Annotated in this window: 18 protein-coding genes; 14 read left to right on the top strand and 4 right to left on the bottom strand. The window is 61.3% G+C overall.

The window, feature by feature from the left end:
* Positions 1-134: 134 nt before the first annotated feature.
* Complete coding sequence (locus CD58_RS06750) at positions 135-737, bottom strand: LysE/ArgO family amino acid transporter (protein ID WP_025212281.1); 603 nt, start codon at positions 735-737, stop codon at positions 135-137.
* A gap of 96 nt (positions 738-833) precedes the next feature.
* On the opposite strand from CD58_RS06750, the gene CD58_RS06755 reads away from it, so the two are divergent.
* From CD58_RS06755 to CD58_RS06770, 4 genes are all read left to right on the top strand, one after another.
* Positions 834-1,733, top strand: coding sequence for a LysR family transcriptional regulator ArgP (locus CD58_RS06755; protein ID WP_025212282.1), 900 nt, complete (start codon positions 834-836; stop codon positions 1,731-1,733).
* Positions 1,734-1,819: 86 nt separating this feature from the next.
* Positions 1,820-2,812 carry an NAD-dependent epimerase/dehydratase family protein gene (locus tag CD58_RS06760; RefSeq protein WP_025212283.1) on the top strand — a complete coding sequence of 331 codons (993 nt, stop codon included), beginning with the start codon at positions 1,820-1,822 and terminating at the stop codon, positions 2,810-2,812.
* Positions 2,813-2,940: 128 nt separating this feature from the next.
* Positions 2,941-3,816, top strand: a complete 876-nt coding sequence (locus CD58_RS06765; RefSeq protein WP_025212284.1) for an ATPase — start codon at positions 2,941-2,943, stop codon at positions 3,814-3,816.
* A gap of 239 nt (positions 3,817-4,055) precedes the next feature.
* Positions 4,056-4,898: a cache domain-containing protein gene (locus CD58_RS06770; protein WP_025212285.1), complete on the top strand. Its 843-nt coding sequence runs from the start codon at positions 4,056-4,058 to the stop codon at positions 4,896-4,898.
* Positions 4,899-5,050: 152 nt separating this feature from the next.
* Here CD58_RS06770 and rapA read toward each other — a convergent pair whose 3' ends face one another.
* Complete coding sequence (rapA, locus tag CD58_RS06775) at positions 5,051-7,897, bottom strand: RNA polymerase-associated protein RapA (RefSeq protein ID WP_025212286.1); 2,847 nt, start codon at positions 7,895-7,897, stop codon at positions 5,051-5,053.
* Between the two features lie 249 nt (positions 7,898-8,146).
* On the opposite strand from rapA, the gene CD58_RS06780 reads away from it, so the two are divergent.
* From CD58_RS06780 to ccoM, 3 genes are all read left to right on the top strand, one after another.
* Positions 8,147-8,488, top strand: coding sequence for a hypothetical protein (locus CD58_RS06780; protein ID WP_025212287.1), 342 nt, complete (start codon positions 8,147-8,149; stop codon positions 8,486-8,488).
* Positions 8,489-8,581: 93 nt separating this feature from the next.
* Positions 8,582-8,743 carry a hypothetical protein gene (locus CD58_RS31195; protein ID WP_003198631.1) on the top strand — a complete coding sequence of 54 codons (162 nt, stop codon included), beginning with the start codon at positions 8,582-8,584 and terminating at the stop codon, positions 8,741-8,743.
* Positions 8,744-8,889: 146 nt separating this feature from the next.
* On the top strand, positions 8,890-9,006 hold the full coding sequence (gene ccoM, locus CD58_RS31650) for a cytochrome c oxidase subunit CcoM (protein WP_025212288.1): 117 nt from the start codon (positions 8,890-8,892) through the stop codon (positions 9,004-9,006).
* Between the two features lie 244 nt (positions 9,007-9,250).
* Here the strand turns inward: ccoM and CD58_RS06790 are convergent, their stop codons facing one another.
* Both CD58_RS06790 and CD58_RS06795 read right to left on the bottom strand, forming a co-directional pair.
* Positions 9,251-10,726, bottom strand: a complete 1,476-nt coding sequence (locus CD58_RS06790; protein ID WP_025212289.1) for an inorganic phosphate transporter — start codon at positions 10,724-10,726, stop codon at positions 9,251-9,253.
* Between the two features lie 364 nt (positions 10,727-11,090).
* Complete coding sequence (locus CD58_RS06795) at positions 11,091-11,291, bottom strand: hypothetical protein (protein ID WP_003184509.1); 201 nt, start codon at positions 11,289-11,291, stop codon at positions 11,091-11,093.
* 594 nt (positions 11,292-11,885) lie between these two features.
* On the opposite strand from CD58_RS06795, the gene pcaR reads away from it, so the two are divergent.
* The 7 genes from pcaR to pcaG all read left to right on the top strand — a co-directional run bounded on the left by pcaR (position 11,886) and on the right by pcaG (position 18,680).
* Positions 11,886-12,728: a pca regulon transcriptional regulator PcaR gene (gene pcaR / locus CD58_RS06800; RefSeq protein WP_003184507.1), complete on the top strand. Its 843-nt coding sequence runs from the start codon at positions 11,886-11,888 to the stop codon at positions 12,726-12,728.
* A 158-nt stretch (positions 12,729-12,886) separates the two neighbouring features.
* A complete protein-coding gene (locus CD58_RS06805) occupies positions 12,887-14,233 on the top strand; it encodes an MFS transporter (protein ID WP_025212290.1) in 1,347 nt (448 codons plus the stop codon).
* Positions 14,234-14,531: 298 nt separating this feature from the next.
* Entirely contained in the window at positions 14,532-15,389 is an 858-nt protein-coding gene (locus tag CD58_RS06810; RefSeq protein WP_025212291.1) for a CoA transferase subunit A, read from the top strand.
* Entirely contained in the window at positions 15,386-16,168 is a 783-nt protein-coding gene (locus tag CD58_RS06815; protein ID WP_200868919.1) for a CoA-transferase subunit beta, read from the top strand. The genes CD58_RS06810 and CD58_RS06815 overlap by 4 nt, the downstream gene beginning before the upstream one ends.
* Entirely contained in the window at positions 16,165-17,370 is a 1,206-nt protein-coding gene (pcaF, locus tag CD58_RS06820) for a 3-oxoadipyl-CoA thiolase (protein WP_200868920.1), read from the top strand. Before CD58_RS06815 ends, pcaF begins: the two co-directional genes overlap by 4 nt.
* Positions 17,371-17,407: 37 nt before the next feature.
* Complete coding sequence (gene pcaH / locus CD58_RS06825) at positions 17,408-18,112, top strand: protocatechuate 3,4-dioxygenase subunit beta (RefSeq protein WP_025212294.1); 705 nt, start codon at positions 17,408-17,410, stop codon at positions 18,110-18,112.
* 1 nt (position 18,113) lies between these two features.
* Positions 18,114-18,680, top strand: coding sequence for a protocatechuate 3,4-dioxygenase subunit alpha (gene pcaG / locus CD58_RS06830; RefSeq protein ID WP_025212295.1), 567 nt, complete (start codon positions 18,114-18,116; stop codon positions 18,678-18,680).
* Positions 18,681-18,825 lie beyond the last annotated feature (145 nt).

An 18,825-nucleotide genomic window follows, 5' to 3' on the forward strand; every position in this document is an offset into this window, starting at 1 on the left:
CGATCACGGGCGGCCAGACTAGCGCCGGGGAGTTTGTACTCTTTGCGGCGCAGGAGTCGGATCATAGCACCGGGGGTGCGGCATAACCACGCAACAACTGTGTGGGATAGAGGTTCCAGAGCGGTTTGGAATAATCAACCCGAGACGATCAACTGCACCGCCACGGTGAACATCATCATCGCCACCAGCACGTCCAGTATCCGCCAGGTACTTGGCCGGGCCAGCCACGGGGCCAGCCATGCGGCGCCCAGAGCCAGGGTGAAGAACCACAGCAGCGAGGCACTGGCCGCGCCCACGACATAGGCCCCGGGCACGCTTTGCTGGGCGCCGAGGGAGCCGATCAGCAGCACGGTGTCGAGGTACACGTGAGGATTGAGGAGTGTCACCGCCAGCGCGCTGAGCAGCACTGCCCGTAGTGAGCGCACGACCTGTTTCCCGTCCTGTTGCAGGCTCTGCTTCGAACAGGCCCGACGCAACGCCAGGCTGCCATACCAGAGCAAGAACGCCGCGCCGCCCCAGCGAGCGATCGCCAGCAACAACGGGCTCTGGGCCAACAGCGTTGCCAACCCGAATACGCCGGCGGCCACCAGCAGCGCATCAAAGGTGACGCACAGCGCGGCCACCGGCAAGTGATGCTCGCGGCGCAAGCTTTGGGCCAGTACAAACGCGTTCTGCGCGCCAATGGCCATGATCAGTCCAAGGGCCACCAGCAGTCCGTTCACGTAGCTTTGCCACATAGTGTTTACTCCCGTCGATGCTTGAATGCTGGCCATTCTCTGGTTTGACGCTGTATAAGAAAAACCAATCTTGCTGATTGCTCATTAGGAAAACTGATGTTCGATTACAAATTGCTTTCCGCCCTGGCTGCGGTTGTCGAGCAAGCCGGTTTCGAACGGGCCGCCCAGGTGTTGGGGCTGTCGCAATCGGCCATTTCCCAGCGGATCAAACTGTTGGAAGCGCGGATCGGCCAGCCTGTGCTGGTGCGCGCCACGCCGCCTGCACCGACCGAGATCGGCCGCCGCTTGCTCAATCATGTGCAACAGGTGCGGCTGCTCGAGCGTGACCTGCAGAGCCTGGTGCCGGCGCTGGACGAAGAGGGCCTGCCCGAGCGTCTGCGCATCGCCCTGAATGCCGACAGTCTGGCGACCTGGTGGGCGGCCGCCGTGGGCGATTTCTGCGCCGAGCACCATCTGTTGCTCGACCTGGTAGTGGAAGACCAGACCGTCGGCCTCAAGCGCATGCGCGCCGGTGAAGTGGCGGCCTGCGTCTGCGCCAGCGAGCGCCCTGTGGCCGGCGCCCGCAGCGTATTGCTGGGGGCCATGCGTTATCGGGCTCTGGCCAGTCCAGCGTTCATTGCCCGGCACTTCCCTGACGGGGTGCGCGCTGACCAATTGGCCCGTACCCCGGCGCTGGTGTTTGGCCCGGATGACTTCCTACAGCATCGCTACCTTGCTTCTCTGGGTATGGAGGGCGGTTTCGAACACCACCTGTGCCCGTCGTCCGAAGGATTTATCCGCCTTGCCGAAGCCGGACTGGGCTGGGGGCTGGTGCCAGAGCTGCAAGTACGCGAACAACTGGCGCGGGGTGAGCTGGTGGAGGTGCTGGCAGATAAACCGATTGATGTGCCGCTGTACTGGCATCATTGGCGCACGGGTGGGCAGTTGCTCGGTTTATTGACCGAACAGCTGATCCGTTCCTCCAGGCAATGCCTGGTGCCTTGGGCGCCGCAATAAGCGTCAAGTTGCAGGTAAAAAACGACGCAAAGATTAATTTGCAGGTTGTAGCTTGAGGCTCGTAACCGCACTTTTTAGGAGCATTCATGAAAATTCTGGTCACCGGCGCAAGCGGCTTCATTGGCGGGCGCTTTGCGCGCTTCGCCCTGGAGCAGGGCCTGGATGTGCGGGTCACCGGTCGCCGGGCCGAGAGCGTGGAGCATCTGGTGCGTCGCGGTGCGCAGTTCATCCCGGGGGATTTGAGCGATCCGCTGCTGGCCCGCGATCTGTGCCTGGATGTCGAGGCCGTGGTGCATTGCGCCGGTTCGGTAGGGCTCTGGGGCCGTTACCAGGATTTTCACCAGGGCAATGTGCAGGTCACGGAAAATGTGGTCGAGGCTTGCCTCAAGCAGAAGGTCCGACGGCTGGTTCATCTGTCGTCGCCTTCCATTTACTTCGACGGACACGACCACCTCGGGCTGACTGAAGACCAGGTGCCCAAGCGTTTCAAGCACCCCTACGCCGCCACCAAGTACCTGGCCGAACAGAAAGTCTTCGGCGCCCAGGAGTTTGGCCTCGAGGTACTCGCACTGCGCCCGCGCTTCGTGACCGGCGCGGGTGATATGAGCATTTTTCCGCGCCTGTTGAAAATGCAGCGCAAGGGCCGACTGGCCATCGTTGGCAACGGCTTGAACAAGGTGGATTTCACCAGCGTGCAGAACCTCAACGAAGCGCTGCTCAGCAGTCTACTGGCCACTGATTCTGCCTTGGGCAAGGCCTACAACATCAGCAACGGGGCGCCGGTCCCGCTGTGGGATGTGGTGAATTATGTGATGCGACAGATGGAAGTCCCACAGGTCCGGCGTTATCGTTCCTACGGATTGGCTTATAGTGTCGCTGCCCTGAATGAAGGTTTTTGCAAGGTGTGGCCGGGCCGCCCTGAGCCGACGCTGTCGCGCCTGGGCATGCAGGTCATGAACAAGAATTTCACCTTGGACATCAGTCGCGCCCGGCATTATCTCGATTACGATCCACAGGTCAGCCTGTGGACGGCCCTCGATGAATTTTGCGCCTGGTGGAAGTCCCAGGGGCCTGTGTGAAGGCCTCCGGACGCCCGCTGATCGGTCCGTCATGAACCGAGTGCCAGGTTCGGGGTCAATCGGTGCGGCGGGCGAGGGGGTTATACTCGCCGCATCTAGCCATTACCGGTTTCCCAAAGGTTGAACCCATGCCCATGCGTAACGATGCCAACGACGACTTCGACGATATCCCGAGCCTGCGGATGCGGGCCGATATTCCCGATGACGATGACTTTCTGCCCAAGCGCCAGCCCCATGTGCAAGCACGTCCGGCGCCCGTTGTCGCGGACAAGGTCAAGGGCCCTAGCACTGGGCCGCTGTGGGCATTGGTCGGCGCGCTGTTGTGTGCATTAGGTTTCTTGGCCTGGTGGAGTTTCCAGCAAATTTCGCTGATGGAACAGCAACTGGTGGCCACCCAGGAAAGCTTCGCCCGGATCAGTGAGGATGCGGCGGGCCGTTTGCAGGAGTTTTCCGGCAAGGTCGTCGCCGGACAATCCAATGTGATGAGTGACAGTGAAGCCTTGAAGCTGCAGATCAAACAGTTGGACAACAAGTTGCAGGAGCAGAACCGGCAATTTGAAGGCAAGTTGCAGGATCAGTACAGACAACTGCAAGGCGTGTTCGGCCCGTCTGCCGACCTGGACAAGGAGCTGGCCCAGATCATTGCCCAGACCACTGAACAGCAGAACACCAACACTCAGTTGCAAGCTTCCAACAAGGAACTCCAAGCCCAGGTCAAGGCGTTGGCGGCTGAAGTTTCCGCCCTGAAAAACCAGGGTGAGGGTGGTGCCCTGGATGCCCAGCTCAAGAGCATCGGTGCGGACATCACCGCCCTGAAAAGAGCCACCTCCAACTCTGCCATCGAGCGCCTGGAGCAGGACATGATCGTGCTCAAGAGCCAGCAGGATAAGGGCGGTAGCACCGCCGAGTTCGATGCGTTCCGTGGTCAGGTCACCCGCAACATCAATACTTTGCAAGCGCAGATCCAGCACCTGCAGCAGCAACTCGGCGCTCGGGCTCAATAAGTCGTTTGTTCGCGAGAGTGGAACGTCAGTGCGCATCATTCTGAATGTGCCGCCGCTATCGCGAGCAAGCTCGCTCCCACAGGGTCAGCACCCTCCAGTGTGGGAGCGAGCTTGCTCGCGATGACGTTCTGTCAGTCAATATCAATGCCCACAGGCTCCCTAGCAATCCCCTGAATACTTCTACATCACCCCACGCCGTCTACGCTCTTGAAACACCAACAAGAACGAGGGGCGTGCGTATGGGTTTATTTCATAAGATGGCCTGGCTGGGCGCAATGCTGGTGCTGGGGTTGGCACCGGTTCACGCCGCGACACCCGACGATGGCCAGGCGGCCCGGGCCTTGCTGGAAAAGGCCCTGGCCTATTACCACGACAACGGCGACAAAGCATTTGCCGCTTTCAGCCGACAAGGGGAGTTCGTCGATCAGGACCGCTACGTGTTCGTGGTCGATACCCAGGGCGTCATGCTCGCCAGCGGCGGTCCTTCTTCGGCGCTGATCGGGCGAGACGTTTCCGAAGTATTGGGACCGGACTTGCGCAAGGCTTTCAAGGACGCCCTGAAAACCCCGGAAGCCAGTGGCATCCAGCAGGCCGAGTATCGCTGGCAGAACTGGGCGGACGGTAAGGTCGAGCGCAAGCATGTGTATTTCCAGCGGGTCGGCGAACGAATCCTGGCCGTCGGCTACTACCTGCCACGGGCTTCCGCCGAGCAGGCCAAGGCGCTGCTGGGCAAGGCCTCGAGCGATTTGTTGAAGAACGAGAAGGCCACGCTGACGGCGGTTAACTCCCTCAAGGGCGGTTACCTGCAGGATGATCTGTATGTCTTTGTCGTCGACCTCAATACCCGGCGCTATGTCGGCCACGGCACCAACCTGCGGTTGATCAATACCGACTTCGCCAAGGTCAAGGACCCGGATGGCAAACCGGTGGGCGAGCCGATCCTGACGTTGATCGGGAAACAGGACGAGGGGGAGTACGAGTACCGCTGGAAGAACCCGGTGACCGGCAAGGTCGAGGATAAGCATGCATACCTGAAGAAGGTCGGGCATTTCCTGGTGGCGGTGGGGTATTACAGTCCTTGAGGCGAGGCACTGGACATCGTGGCGAGGGAGCTTGCTCCCGCTGGGCTGCGAAGCGGCCCCTTTTTTGGGGAGCGCTGCGCACTCCAGCGGGAGCAAGCTCCCTCGCCACAAAAGCTCTCCGGCACAATGAATCGGGTTGATGTTCGGGTTTGTCAGCCCGCCACCAACACCCGAATCGCCTCCAGGCGCAACGCCGCCTTCTCAAGCATCGCCAGGCCTTGCTCGCGCTGTTGGCGCAGGGCTACCAGTTCACTGTCGCGCACCGTCGGGTTGACGGCTTGCAGGGCAGTCAGGCGTGCCAGTTCTTCGTCGGTATCGGCGGCCAGGCGCCGCTGGGCCTCGGCCACGCGTTCGGCGTGGCGCGGGGCGATCTTCTCTTCGCCGGCATTGATCCGTGGCGTCAGTTGGTCACGCTGGGCCTGGATGAACTTGTTGGCGCTGGCACGGGGCACGCTTTCGAGCTGGTCGTTCAGGGTTTCGAACGCGACCCGGGCGGCCAGGTCGTTGCCGTTGGCGTCCAGCAGGCAGCGCAGGGCGGCTGGCGGCAGGTAACGACCCAGCTGCAACGAGCGCGGGGCAACCACTTCACTGACGTAGAGCAGCTCCAGCAACACGGTGCCGGGCTTGAGGGCCTTGTTCTTGATCAACGCCACCGCGGTGTTACCCATGGAGCCGGACAGCACCAGGTCCATGCCACCCTGCACCATCGGGTGCTCCCAGGTGATGAACTGCATGTCTTCGCGAGACAGCGCCTGGTTGCGGTCGTAGGTGATGGTCACGCCTTCGTCGTCGCCCAGCGGGAAGCTGGCGTCGAGCATTTTTTCGCTCGGCTTGAGGATCAGCGCGTTTTCCGAATGGTCCTCGCTGTCGATGCCGAAGGCGTCGAACAGGGTTTCCATGTAGATCGGCAGGGCGAACTGGTCGTCTTGCTCGAGAATGGCCTCCACCAGCGCATCACCTTCACCCGCACCGCCGGAATTGAGTTCCAGCAGACGGTCGCGACCGGTGTGCAGCTCGGCCTCCAGGCGTTCGCGTTCGGCCCGGGCTTCGTCGATCAATGCTTGCCACTGGCCGTCATCGGCTTCTTCCAGCAACGGCAGCAGGCGCGGGCCGAACTGATGCTGCAAGGCGTTGCCGGTCGGGCACGTGTTGAGGAAGGCATTCAGGGCTTCGTGATACCACTGGAACAGCCGCGCTTGCGGACTGGTTTCCAGGTAAGGCACATGCAGCTCGATGATGTGCTTCTGACCGATCCGGTCCAGACGACCGATGCGTTGCTCCAGCAGGTCCGGGTGCGCCGGCAGGTCGAACAGCACCAAGTGATGGGCGAACTGGAAGTTGCGACCCTCACTGCCGATTTCCGAGCAAATCAGCACTTGGGCGCCGAACTCTTCGTCGGCGAAATAGGCCGCCGCGCGGTCACGCTCCAGGATGTTCATGCCCTCGTGGAACACCGTGGCCGGGATGCCGGAGCGCACGCGCAGGGCGTCTTCCAGGTCCATGGCGGTTTCGGCGTGGGCGCAGATCACCAGCACTTTGGTGCGCTTGAGCATCTTCAGGGTGTCGATCAGCCACTCGACCCGTGGGTCGAAACGCCACCAGCGTTCTTCTTCGCTGGCGTCCGGCTGGGCCTGGAAGCTGACTTCCGGGTAGAGCTCGGCGTGATCGCCCAACGGCAGTTCGAGGTATTCGTCCGGGCATGGCAGCGGGTAGGCGTGCAGCTTGCGCTCCGGGAAACCCTGCACGGCGGCGCGGGTATTGCGAAACAGCACGCGGCCGGTGCCATGGCGGTCCAGCAGTTCGCGGACCAAGCGGGCGCTGGCTTCGATATCGCCATCATTGACGGCGGTCAGCAAGGCTTCGCCTTCGTTCCCCAAAAAGCCGTGGATGGTCTTGTGGGCTTCGGGCGAGAGACGGCCCTTGTCCAGCAGCTCCTGCACGGCCTCGGCCACCGGGCGATAATTCTCGCTCTCGGCGCGGAAGGCCTTGAGGTCATGGAAGCGGTTCGGGTCCAGCAGGCGCAGACGAGCGAAGTGGCTGTCCTGGCCCAGTTGTTCCGGGGTCGCGGTCAACAGCAGTACGCCCGGGATTGTCTCGGCAAGCTGTTCGACCAAGGCGTATTGCGGGCTGACCTGATCCTCGTGCCATACCAGGTGGTGGGCTTCATCGACCACCATCAAGTCCCAGCCGGCGGCGAACAGCGCATCCTGGGCCTTCTCGTCGTCTACCAGCCACTCCAGCGCCACCAGGGCCAGTTGGGTGTCTTCGAACGGGTTGCTGGCATCGCTTTCGATGAAGCGTTCTTCATCGAACAGTGCGACCTGCAGGTTGAAACGCCGACGCATTTCCACCAGCCACTGGTGCTGAAGGTTTTCCGGCACCAGGATCAGTACGCGGTTGGCGCGGCCGGAAAGCAGTTGGCGATGGATCACCAGGCCGGCTTCGATGGTCTTGCCCAGGCCGACTTCGTCCGCCAGCAACACCCGCGGTGCAATGCGGTCGGCCACTTCGCGGGCGATATGCAGCTGGTGGGCGATCGGCTGGGCACGTACGCCGCCCAGGCCCCACAGCGAAGACTGCAACTGGCGGCTGGTGTGTTCCAGGGTGTGATAGCGCAGGGAAAACCAGGCCAGCGGGTCGATCTGGCCGGCGAACAGACGGTCGCTGGCCAGGCGGAACTGGATAAAGTTCGACAGCTGGGTTTCCGGCAGGGTGACGACTTCGTTCTGCCCGTTGAGGCCGTGGTAGACCAGCAGCCCGTCGACATCATCGACTTCGCGCACGGTCATTTTCCAGCCTTCGAAGTGAGTGATCACATCGCCCGGCGAAAACCGTACACGGGTGAGGGGCGCATTCCGTAGCGCGTACTGGCGGGTGTCGCCAGTGGCCGGATAGAGCACGGTCAACAAGCGGCCGTCCTGTGCCAGAACGGTGCCTAAACCCAGCTCGGCTTCGCTGTCACTGATCCAGCGTTGCCCCGGTTGATACTGCTGCGCCATGCTGCCTGACTCCCGCCTTGAAAAAGCCGGTTATCTTAACGGAATGATCCCTCAGACCAAAGGAATTACGTACGCACTACGCTGCCATGGGGGTTGATTCATCACTCGGCGGTACGGAACTTAAGCGTGTTCGGCGATCAAACAAGCTCGGCCCCGAGTGTTGCTGCAATGCCAACTGGGTCACAAGTTTCTGACCGGCGGTTCAAGCTGCCATCCCCTCAGCCGACAACCTGAAGACAGGAGACCTTTATGTTGCCACCCATACTTCCCTTGAGCGTCGTACCGATCAACGCTCAAACGGACCCGGTCCGCCAGCGACCGGACATACCGCCCGTGGTCCCGGTGCAGCAAAGCTCGAACGAAAGCACCATCGACCTGCAAAAGCGTGATCCGGAAGAGGCCGCGTTGTTGCTGCGCGAGGAACAGCGTCGCCAGCAGGAACGCGACAAGCGCCGCCACGAAGCCGACGAAGACCCCGAGGAACACCTGGCGGTACCGGGTACCGAACTCAATGCCGATAACACTGTGCCGGTAGTGCCGCTGATGGAAGAAGAGTCGCGCCAGGGCCTGTGGGTCGATATCCAGATCTGATTCAGGCTTTGCCGACGTACGCAGGCTGGTCAACGCCGCCAACAGCCCGCATCATGGGCGCATCCGCAATTCACTGCACGATGCCGACACGCCATGAGCCAAGACGACAAACTGATCGACCTCAGCGCTGAGCGCGCCAAGCGCGTTCACGACCTCAACGAAAAACGCCTCAATGAAGTCCGCCAGGCTTTTGAACAAGCCATGCCTTTGGGTAAACCCAAGAAAAAGTCGAAGAACAAACCGAAAAAGCGTTGAAAACCCCCTCGATCCATTGATGTAGATCAGTTATTTCCCCACCTTTGCGCCCCGTTGCGGGCGTTATTGACCCCGGTCAATTTTCATCCAGGCCTGATTGGTTAACTTGAACCCATCGCAACAGGGGCAAGACCAGGAGGCCAGTCATGTTTTTCGATAATGTGGTGTTTGCCGGGGTGTTGACGGTCGGCCTCATGTTCGTGTTTTTCGCAGGCTTTGGATTATTCATCTGGAAAGACGCACATAAGCGCAAAAAGCCGTAGGTCTTTCTGGTTACAACGAGCACGCAAGGCATTTTGGGCGACTTCGGTCGCCCTTTTTTTTGGGCAATTTTCCGGTATACACAAATCAAAATGTGGGAGCGGGCTTGCTCGCGAAGGCGGTGTGTCAGCCGATTTATGAGTAACTGACACGACGCTTTCGCGAGCAAGCCCGCTCCCACAGTGGTTTTGGCATAAAAAAAGGTGCGACCCGCCAGGGTCGCACCTTTTTTGTGGGCCGCTGGAATCAGCTACCCAGGGCCTTCGATGCGAGCCAGAACAACCCGGCCGACAGCGCCACCGTCGCCGGCAGGGTCAACACCCAGGCCAGCAGGATGTTGCGCACGGTGCCACCTTGCAGGCCGCTTTTGTTGGCGACCATGGTGCCGGCCACACCCGAGGACAGCACGTGGGTGGTGGAAACCGGCAGGCTGAAGATGTTCGCCGCACCGATCATGCACGCCGTGGTGATCTGGGCCGACATGCCCTGGGCATAGGTCATGCCTTGCTTGCCGATCTTCTCGCCGATGGTCAGCACCACGCGCTTCCAGCCGACCATGGTGCCCAGGCCGAGGGCCAGGGCGACTGCGAGGATCACCCAGAACGGGGCGTATTCGGTGGTGGCGGTCAGGTCCTTGCGCAGCTTGTTCAGGTCGTCTTTCTCGCGGGCCGCCAGGCTTGGCAACTTGCCAACCTTCTTCGCCGTGTCATCCAGGCAGAGCAGGTAGCGGCGCACCTCGATGCGGCTCTCCGACGGCAGCGAATGGTAGTCCGCCACGCCTTTGAGGGTGTCGAGCAGTGCAGCAATGGTCGGTTCGGTCTGCTGCGGGTTGCAGCGGAATTTCTCCGGCAGGTCGCCTTTCACGCTTTTGCCCAGCGCCAGGTACTCACCCAGGGATTCGTTGTTGCGCTGGTAGAACTGGCTCAGGTGCAGGGTCGCGTCACGGGTCCGCTCGATCTGGTAGGTGGTGCTGCCCAGGTCAAGTACGAACTGCGCGGGCACGATACCGATCAGCACCAGCATGATCAGGCCGATACCTTTCTGGCCATCGTTGGAGCCGTGGACAAAGCTGACAGCCATGGCCGAGATTACCAGCACCAGGCGATTCCAGAACGGCGGGTGCTTTTTATCGTCGATCTTGCGGCGCTGTTCCGGTGTCTTGTGCATCTTCGACAGTGGACGCCACCATTTCAGGCCAATCAACACCAGGGCGGCGATCAGGAAACCGGCCATGGGCGAGAACACCAGGGAGGCGCCGATATCGATCGCCTTCTGCCAGTTCACCCCGTCGGCCAACGGAATATCGTTGATCAGGGCGTTGGCCAGGCCGACGCCGAGGATCGAGCCGATCAGCGTGTGCGAACTGGAGGCCGGGATACCGAAGTACCAGGTGCCCAGGTTCCAGGTGATGGCCGCTGCGAGCAGCGAAAACACCATGGCCAGTCCGTGTCCGGTGTTCACATTGATCAGCAGCTCCACGGGCAACAGGTGGACGATGGCATACGCCACCCCCACGCCGCCCAGCAGCACGCCGAGGAAATTGAACACACCGGAAAAGAACACCGCCAGATGAGGCGGCATGGCTTTGGTGTAGATAACAGTGGCAACCGCGTTAGCGGTGTCATGAAAGCCGTTGATGAACTCGAAGGCGAGGACAAAAGCCAGGGCGAGCAAGAGGCTCACAAGCACCCAAGCATCCAGTCCGCTGAATAAATCGATCATGAAGGTTTTCTGACCCGGTCGTAAGGGGGCGCGATTATGCCAGAAAACCTCGGCAATCGATGCATCGGCTGCTCATCGGTAACATTCTTCAACGAAATAATTTGTAGGAAACGCCCTGGGCCGGGGATTTCGACAGGGTACGCAAGCCATTGATTTCGAGCTGGAAAGCACGAAATGCAAGGACCGTCTCGGCGCAGAAGGTGCTTCAGGTGGTTGTATGAAATATCTGAAAAAGATCGAGCACGAATACACCTCGACCGTAGGCGGAAGGAGAGGGCGGCCCGCTCATGGCGGGCGTCCAGCATCGGCGTCCGGCCTGGGTGTCGGCCGGATACCGCTTCACAAGAACATCAAGTCTTGAGCGTCACTGCTCTTCGGCCTTGAGTTCTTTTTCCATTTTTTGCAGTTCCTGGGTGAAGGCCTGGTCCTGAACGGTGGCACGCTTACGCCAGGGTTTGCGTTCCGGTTCAGGCTGCGCGGCGTAGGTGGTGACTTCCCCGCCGTAAACTTCCTTGTAACGTTGTTCCTGGCGCTCAAGTTCCGCGCGCAGTTCGTCTTTCGTCACAGTTTTACCTAATAAAATGAAATTGAATCTGGTGATACGCACTGCATGTAAACATGCAGACGGCCACGGCACCAGAGCTGACAGCTGACGTAGCATCAGGGCTTCGTGTTGTTGCCAATACAGGGGAAGCGGCCATTAAGGTGCTTCGGGCACCTGTTGCGGGCACCACGCAATAATCTGCAGTGCCTGCGGACGGGAACGGTCGATTGGCCGCTTCGTCACTGAAGTGCATTATAGCGGCCCACTCGAAGAACACTATCGGGAAAAATTAAAAGTATCCGTTGTTGTGTGAATCCATGTTTGTATTGCGCAACTTGTGGCAATTAGGTTTCAGGACATGCCCGACAAGTGCCGGAAGACTGACGCCATTGAAGGTGACAAGTTCAATATCCCAGGCATGGTGTTCAAGTCCATTCCCCTGGGATCGTCGAACTTATAGTCCGCTCTGCAGGCGAAGCGGATTTCTGTTGCTGGGCAAGCTGATTGCGATTATCGGTCGCTGGTTCGATAATCGAACGGTCTTGGCGGTCCAGCCCTTGTCTGTCGGTCGGGCAGCCGCTTGTAATAGCCGTCATTCGCCGGGAAGGACCAGACATGAACGACCAACTGCGCAACGCCTTCACTTCAGTAGCGCCTCCGATCGTCGCCTCGCCGGCCAAGCGGATCCAGGCGCTGACTGGCGACCCGGACTTCATGACGTCCCTGGCCCGGGGACTGGCCGTGGTCCAGGCTTTCCAGGAGCGCAAACGGCACCTGACGATCGCCCAGATCAGCCACCGCACGGAAATCCCCCGCGCCGCTGTCAGACGTTGCCTGCATACCTTGATCAAGCTCGGCTACGCCACCACTGACGGACGCACCTATTCACTGTTACCCAAAGTGTTGACCCTCGGCCACGCCTATCTGTCATCGACGCCCCTGGCAGTTTCCGCCCAGCCGTACCTGGACCGCATGAGCGAACAGTTGCACGAAGCCTGCAACATGGCGACGCTCGAAGGCGACGACATTCTCTACATCGCCCGGTCGGCCACCACTCAGCGGCTGATTTCCGTGGACCTGTCCGTTGGCGGGCGTCTGCCGGCCTATTGCACCTCGATGGGCAGGATTCTCCTGGCCGCCCTGGATGATGCTTCGCTGCGTGACTACCTTGACCACGCCGACCTGCAGGCCAAGACCAGCCGCACCCTGCACACGCCCGAGGCGTTGCTTGAGTGCCTGCAACAAGTGCGGCAGCAGGGCTGGTGCATCGTCGACCAGGAATTGGAGCAGGGCCTGCGTTCGATTGCCGTGCCGGTGTACGACGCCTCCGGTCAAGTGGTGGCGGCGCTGAATGTCAGCACCCACGCCGGGCGAGTCAGCCGCAATGAGCTGGAGCAGCGGTTCCTGCCGGGCTTGCTGGGGGCCAGTCGCGACCTGAGTGCGCAACTGTTCACTTAAGCTGTTCGATAAACGCACAGAGTCGCCTCTGGCGAATTGACGGTGTTTGCCGCGCCTCATTAATGTCGCGGCAGCGTCATCCGGCGTGGTCGAGCCAGGCTCGACCGCTGGAAGGCGCTCTCTGTTCGCCTGCGTTTCTTGCGTGGAATAAAAATAAAATGAACCAGCCCCAGACCTCCGTAGGCAATTGCCTCGATGTGCAGTCCTTCATCAACGCTCAACCCATCTCACGCTATCAATGGCGGGTGGTGATTCTCTGCTTCCTGATTGTCTTCCTCGACGGCCTCGATACAGCGGCCATGGGCTTCATTGCCCCGGCCCTGTCCCAGGACTGGGGGATCGATCGCGCCAGCCTCGGCCCGGTGATGAGTGCCGCGTTGATCGGCATGGTGTTCGGCGCACTGGGTTCCGGCCCATTGGCTGACCGCTTCGGGCGAAAAATCGTACTGGTGGGCGCGGTCCTGTTGTTCGGCGCGTTCAGCCTGGCGTCGGCCTACAGCACCAACGTCGATCAATTGCTGGTGCTGCGTTTCCTGACGGGCCTGGGGTTGGGCGCCGGGATGCCAAACGCCACCACGCTGCTGTCGGAATACACCCCGGAACGCAAGAAATCCCTGCTGGTGACCAGCATGTTCTGCGGTTTCAACCTGGGCATGGCCGGTGGTGGGTTCATCTCCGCCAAGCTGATACCCGCGTACGGTTGGCACAGCCTGTTGCTGATCGGCGGGATCCTGCCGCTGATCCTGGCGGTGGTGCTGCTGTTCTGGTTGCCGGAGTCGGCGCGTTACCTGCTGGTGCGCAATCGAGGCACCGACAAAGTGCGCAAGGCCCTGGCGCCGATCGAACCCAATACGATTGCCCAGGCTGCGAGCTTCAGCGTGCCGGAACAGAAAACCGTGAAGGCTCGAAACGTATTGGCGGTGATTTTCTCTGGCACCTACAGTGCCGGCACGCTGCTGCTGTGGCTGACTTATTTCATGGGCCTGGTGATCGTCTACCTGCTGACCAGTTGGCTGCCGACGCTGATGCGCGACAGCGGCGCGAGCATGGAGCAGGCGGCGTTTATCGGCGCGTTGTTTCAATTCGGTGGCGTATTGAGTGCGGTCGGGGTGGGGTGGGCGATGGACCGCTTCAATCCGCACAAGGTCATCGGCCTTTTCTATCTGATGGCCGGGATATTTGCCTACGCGGTAGGGCAGAGCCTGGGCAACATCACCTTGCTCGCCACGCTGGTGCTGGTGGCCGGTATGTGCGTCAACGGTGCGCAATCGGCGATGCCTTCCCTGGCGGCGCGTTTCTATCCCACCCAAGGCCGGGCCACGGGCGTGTCCTGGATGCTGGGCATCGGTCGTTTCGGCGCGATCCTCGGTGCCTGGATGGGCGCGACCCTGTTGGGCCTGGGCTGGAACTTCGAACAGGTCCTGACCGCCCTGGTCATTCCGGCTGCCCTGGCGACCACGGCGGTGGTGATCAAGGGCATGGTCAGCCATGCGGATGCGACCTGAGCCAGTGAGCTTAAGCCTGTAAGCAACCTGTGGGAGCGAGCTTGCTCGCGATGGCGATGTGTCAGCGACTGGTGCCTATCTGATCCGCCGCCATCGCGAGCAAGCTCGCTCCCACAGGGTGGGATCTCTGTGTATTTGGATTAATCGATAGCTAAACAACAATCTGTTCGATAAACGAACACTCAGTCGATTATCGGATTGTTTGGCGTTTTTTCTCAGCTTAATCTTCAGTCACTCCGGCGCTTAACCTCGCGCCTTTTTCTTCATGTCGGTCTACTGGAAAACGGGAGCCTGCCCCATGGCTGAAATCCTTTCGCTGCACGACGCGGTGAAGCAGTTCGTCAACGACGGCGATACCGTCGCGCTCGAAGGCTTCACTCACCTGATTCCGACGGCGGCGGGTCATGAAATCATTCGCCAGGGCAAGAAAGATCTGACGCTGGTGCGAATGACGCCTGACCTGATCTATGACCAGTTGATCGGTGCCGGTTGTGCTCGCAAATTGATTTTCTCCTGGGGCGGTAACCCGGGTGTGGGCTCGCTGCACCGCCTGCGTGACGCGGTAGAGAAGCAGTGGCCACACCCGCTGGAGATCGAGGAACACAGCCACGCCGACCTGGCCAACGCCTATGTCGCCGGGGCCTCCGGCCTGCCGTTCGCGGTGCTACGGGCCTACGCCGGCTCCGACCTGCCCAAGGTCAACCCGCTGATCAAAAGCGTGACCTGTCCCTTCACCGGTGAAGTCCTTGCCGCAGTGCCTTCGGTACGCCCGGACATCACGGTGATCCATGCCCAGAAAGCCGACCGCAAGGGCAACGTGCTGCTGTGGGGCATTCTCGGTGTGCAGAAAGAGGCCGCCCTGGCCGCCAAGCGCTGCATCGTTACCGTGGAAGAAATCGTCGACGACCTGAATGCGCCAATGAACGCCTGCGTCCTGCCGACCTGGGCGCTGAGTGCGGTGTGCCACGTACCGGGCGGCGCCCATCCGTCCTACGCCCACGGCTACACCGAGCGTGACAATCGTTTCTACCAGGCGTGGGACCCCATCGCCCGGGACCGTGAGACCTTTACCGCCTGGATCAACGAATACATCCACGGCACCCGGGACTTCAGTGAATTCCAGGCCCGACTGGCAGCCGCTTCGGAGGCGAAATAATGACGTACTCCACCAACGAAATGATGACCATCGCCGCGGCCCGCCGGTTGAAGAACAACGCCGTGTGCTTCGTGGGCATCGGCCTGCCGTCGAAAGCGGCCAACCTGGCGCGGCTGACGTCTTCGCCGGATGTCGTGTTGATCTATGAGTCCGGTCCGATCGGTGCCAAGCCCAGCGTACTGCCGCTGTCCATTGGCGACGGTGAGCTGGCGGAAACCGCCGATACCGTCGTGCCGACCGGTGAGATTTTTCGCTACTGGCTGCAGGGCGGGCGTATCGATGTCGGTTTCCTTGGCGCGGCCCAGGTCGATCGTTTTGGCAACATCAACACCACCGTGGTGGGCGACTACCATCAGCCGAAAGTCCGTCTGCCGGGTGCCGGTGGCGCACCGGAAATCGCCGGCTCGGCCAAGAGTGTGCTGATCATTCTCAAGCAGTCGGCGCGTTCGTTTGTCGACAAGTTGGACTTCATCACCTCGGTCGGTCACGGCGAGGGTGGCGATTCGCGCAAGCGCCTGGGGCTGCCGGGCGCCGGTCCCGTGGGCATCATCACTGACCTGTGCATCATGGAGCCGGAAGCCGACACCCACGAATTCGTGGTCACCGCGTTGCACCCCGGTGTGACCCGTGAGCAAGTCATTGCTGCCACCGGGTGGGCGATTCGTTTTGCCGATCAGGTGCAGACCACCGCCGAACCGACCGAGGTAGAGCTGAGCGCACTGCGTGATCTGGAAGCTCGCACTGCGGCGGCCCACGGCCAGGCACCGGGAGAAGCCTGATGCGCGACGTGTATATCTGTGATGCGATTCGAACCCCCATTGGCCGGTTTGGCGGCGGTTTGTCCGCCGTGCGCGCCGATGACCTGGCGGCTGTGCCGATCAAGGCGCTGATGGAGCGCAACCCGTCGGTGGACTGGAATGCAGTGGACGAGGTGTTCCTCGGTTGCGCCAACCAGGCCGGCGAAGACAACCGCAACGTGGCGCGCATGGCGCTGTTGTTGGCGGGCCTGCCGGAGAGCATTCCCGGCGTGACCCTCAACCGTCTCTGCGCCTCGGGCATGGACGCCATCGGCACGGCGTTCCGCGCCATCGCCAGCGGCGAAATGGAACTGGCCATCGCTGGCGGCGTGGAGTCGATGTCCCGTGCACCGTTTGTGATGGGCAAGGCTGACGCGGCGTTCTCGCGCAACATGAAACTGGAAGACACCACCATTGGCTGGCGCTTCATCAACCCATTGATGAAAGCCCAGTACGGTGTGGATGCGATGCCGCAGACAGCGGACAACGTGGCCGACGATTACGCCGTCTCCCGCGCCGACCAGGATGCTTTTGCCTTGCGCAGCCAACAGCGTGCGGCGGCGGCCCAGGCGGCAGGTTTTTTCGCCGAAGAAATCATTGCTGTGCGCATTGCCCACAAGAAAGGTGAAACCGTGGTCGAGCAGGACGAGCATCCTCGTGCCGACACCACTTTGGAAACCCTGGGCAAACTCAAGCCGGTCAACGGCCCGGACAAGACCGTCACCGCCGGCAACGCCTCAGGTGTCAATGACGGTGCGGCGGCGCTGATCCTGGCCTCGGCCGAAGCGGTGAAGAAACATGGCCTGACGCCGCGTGGCAAGGTGCTTGGCATGGCCAGTGCCGGCGTGGCGCCACGGGTGATGGGCATCGGCCCGGTGCCAGCGGTGCGCAAGCTCACTGAACGGCTGGGCCTGGCGGTCGCGGATTTCGACGTGATCGAACTCAATGAAGCCTTTGCCAGCCAGGGCTTGGCGGTGCTGCGCGAGTTGGGGCTGGCGGACGATGCGCCGCAGGTCAACCCAAACGGTGGCGCCATCGCCCTCGGCCATCCCCTGGGCATGAGCGGGGCGCGGTTGGTGCTGACGGCGCTGCATCATTTGGAAAAGACCGGCGGCAAGAAAGGCCTGGCGACCATGTGTGTAGGCGTCGGCCAGGGTCTGGCATTGGCAATCGAACGCGTCTGACGCGTCGTTCTACTAATAAGAAACCGAGGAATGCTTCATGACTGACAAGCCTGGTTATCGTCGTCCCCAAGCGGGCACCCAGCCGGAGTATTTGCACCCACCGTATCAGTCCACCAACCTGCGCTCGCCGTCCAAGCCGTTGGTGTATCTGCCGCACTCGCTGTCGGAAATTACTGGTCCGACCGTAGGCGCTGATCGCCTGAAGGAGAAGGACAACGACTTGACCGCCCAGCATGCCGGCGAGCCGCTGGGGGAGCGGATCATCATTCACGGGCGCGTACTGGATGAGCACGGCCAACCTGTGCCGGGCATCCTGGTGGAGATCTGGCAGGCCAACTCCGCCGGTCGCTACAACCATGATCGCGATAACCATGACGCGCCGCTGGACCCGAACTTCACGGGCACCGGTCGCACCGTCACCGACGCTGACGGCTGGTATCAGTTCCAGACCATCAAGCCCGGCGCCTACCCTTGGGGCAACCATCCCAATGCCTGGCGCCCGGCGCATATCCATTTCTCACTGTTCGGGCCGAGCATTCTGACGCGCCTGGTGACGCAGATGTATTTCCCTGGCGACCCGCTGCTGGCCTACGATCCGATCTACAACTGCGTACCGGATACAAGTGCCAAGGAACGCCTGATTGCCAGTTTCGACCTGGAAAAAACCCTCCCTAACTACGCCCTCGGTTATCGCTGGGACATCGTATTGCGCGGCCGCGATGCCACGCCGATGGAGAAATAAGATGACGCTCACCGCCACCACGTCCCACACCGTTGGCCCGTACTACCACATCGGCCTGACCTGGCTGAACCGCGAAGACCTGACCGTCGCCCAAACCCTTGGCCAGCGCGTGGCGATCACTGGGCAGGTGATCGATGGCAACGGCCAGTTCGTCAACGACGCGATGCTGGAAGTCTGGCAGGCCAACGCCGCCGGTAAATATGCCCATCCTGAAGACGACCAGGACAAACCCCTGGACCCGCACTTCGAAGGTTTCGGCCGGGTACCGGTGGACGCCGAAGGGCGCTTCCGCTTCACCACCATCAAGCCCGGCAGCGTGCCAGGGCTGAGCGGCACGACCCAGGCGCCGCACCTGGTGGTACTGGTGTTTGCTCGTGGGCTGGTCAAGCATTTGTTGACGCGGATCTACTTCGATGGCGAACAGGCCAATGAAGCCGATCCGCTGCTGGCCTGCGTGCCCGAGGAGCGACGCGCCACCCTGGTGAGCAAGCCCGATGCTTCGGGTGTGTACCAGTGGAACGTGGTCCTGCAGGGGACGGATGCCGAGACGGTGTTCTTCGATTACTGAGTCATGATTGCCCCGTGGCGAGGGAGCTTGCTCCCGCTGGCTTGCGCAGCAAGCCCAAAGCCGGCGACCGGGTGTATCAGGATGACCTCGTAGCCGGTTTGCGACTGCTTCGCAGCCGAGCGGGAGCAAGCTCCCTCGCCACAGC

The sequence above is a fragment of the Pseudomonas brassicacearum genome (assembly GCF_000585995.1).
GTDB lineage: Bacteria > Pseudomonadota > Gammaproteobacteria > Pseudomonadales > Pseudomonadaceae > Aquipseudomonas > Aquipseudomonas brassicacearum_A.

What these genes read in the sequence shown, in the direction of transcription:
- CD58_RS06750 (WP_025212281.1), bottom strand. Translation starts at nt 737, where the DNA reads ATGTGGCAAAGCTACGTGAACGGACTGCTGGTGGCCCTTGGACTGATC.
- ccoM (WP_025212288.1), top strand. Translation starts at nt 8,890, where the DNA reads ATGTTTTTCGATAATGTGGTGTTTGCCGGGGTGTTGACGGTCGGCCTC.
- CD58_RS06805 (WP_025212290.1), top strand. Translation starts at nt 12,887, where the DNA reads ATGAACCAGCCCCAGACCTCCGTAGGCAATTGCCTCGATGTGCAGTCC.
- CD58_RS06755 (WP_025212282.1), top strand. Translation starts at nt 834, where the DNA reads ATGTTCGATTACAAATTGCTTTCCGCCCTGGCTGCGGTTGTCGAGCAA.
- pcaH (WP_025212294.1), top strand. Translation starts at nt 17,408, where the DNA reads ATGACTGACAAGCCTGGTTATCGTCGTCCCCAAGCGGGCACCCAGCCG.
- rapA (WP_025212286.1), bottom strand. Translation starts at nt 7,897, where the DNA reads ATGGCGCAGCAGTATCAACCGGGGCAACGCTGGATCAGTGACAGCGAA.
- pcaR (WP_003184507.1), top strand. Translation starts at nt 11,886, where the DNA reads ATGAACGACCAACTGCGCAACGCCTTCACTTCAGTAGCGCCTCCGATC.
- CD58_RS06765 (WP_025212284.1), top strand. Translation starts at nt 2,941, where the DNA reads ATGCCCATGCGTAACGATGCCAACGACGACTTCGACGATATCCCGAGC.
- CD58_RS06810 (WP_025212291.1), top strand. Translation starts at nt 14,532, where the DNA reads ATGGCTGAAATCCTTTCGCTGCACGACGCGGTGAAGCAGTTCGTCAAC.
- CD58_RS06760 (WP_025212283.1), top strand. Translation starts at nt 1,820, where the DNA reads ATGAAAATTCTGGTCACCGGCGCAAGCGGCTTCATTGGCGGGCGCTTT.
- CD58_RS06780 (WP_025212287.1), top strand. Translation starts at nt 8,147, where the DNA reads ATGTTGCCACCCATACTTCCCTTGAGCGTCGTACCGATCAACGCTCAA.
- CD58_RS31195 (WP_003198631.1), top strand. Translation starts at nt 8,582, where the DNA reads ATGAGCCAAGACGACAAACTGATCGACCTCAGCGCTGAGCGCGCCAAG.
- CD58_RS06770 (WP_025212285.1), top strand. Translation starts at nt 4,056, where the DNA reads ATGGGTTTATTTCATAAGATGGCCTGGCTGGGCGCAATGCTGGTGCTG.
- CD58_RS06790 (WP_025212289.1), bottom strand. Translation starts at nt 10,726, where the DNA reads ATGATCGATTTATTCAGCGGACTGGATGCTTGGGTGCTTGTGAGCCTC.
- pcaG (WP_025212295.1), top strand. Translation starts at nt 18,114, where the DNA reads ATGACGCTCACCGCCACCACGTCCCACACCGTTGGCCCGTACTACCAC.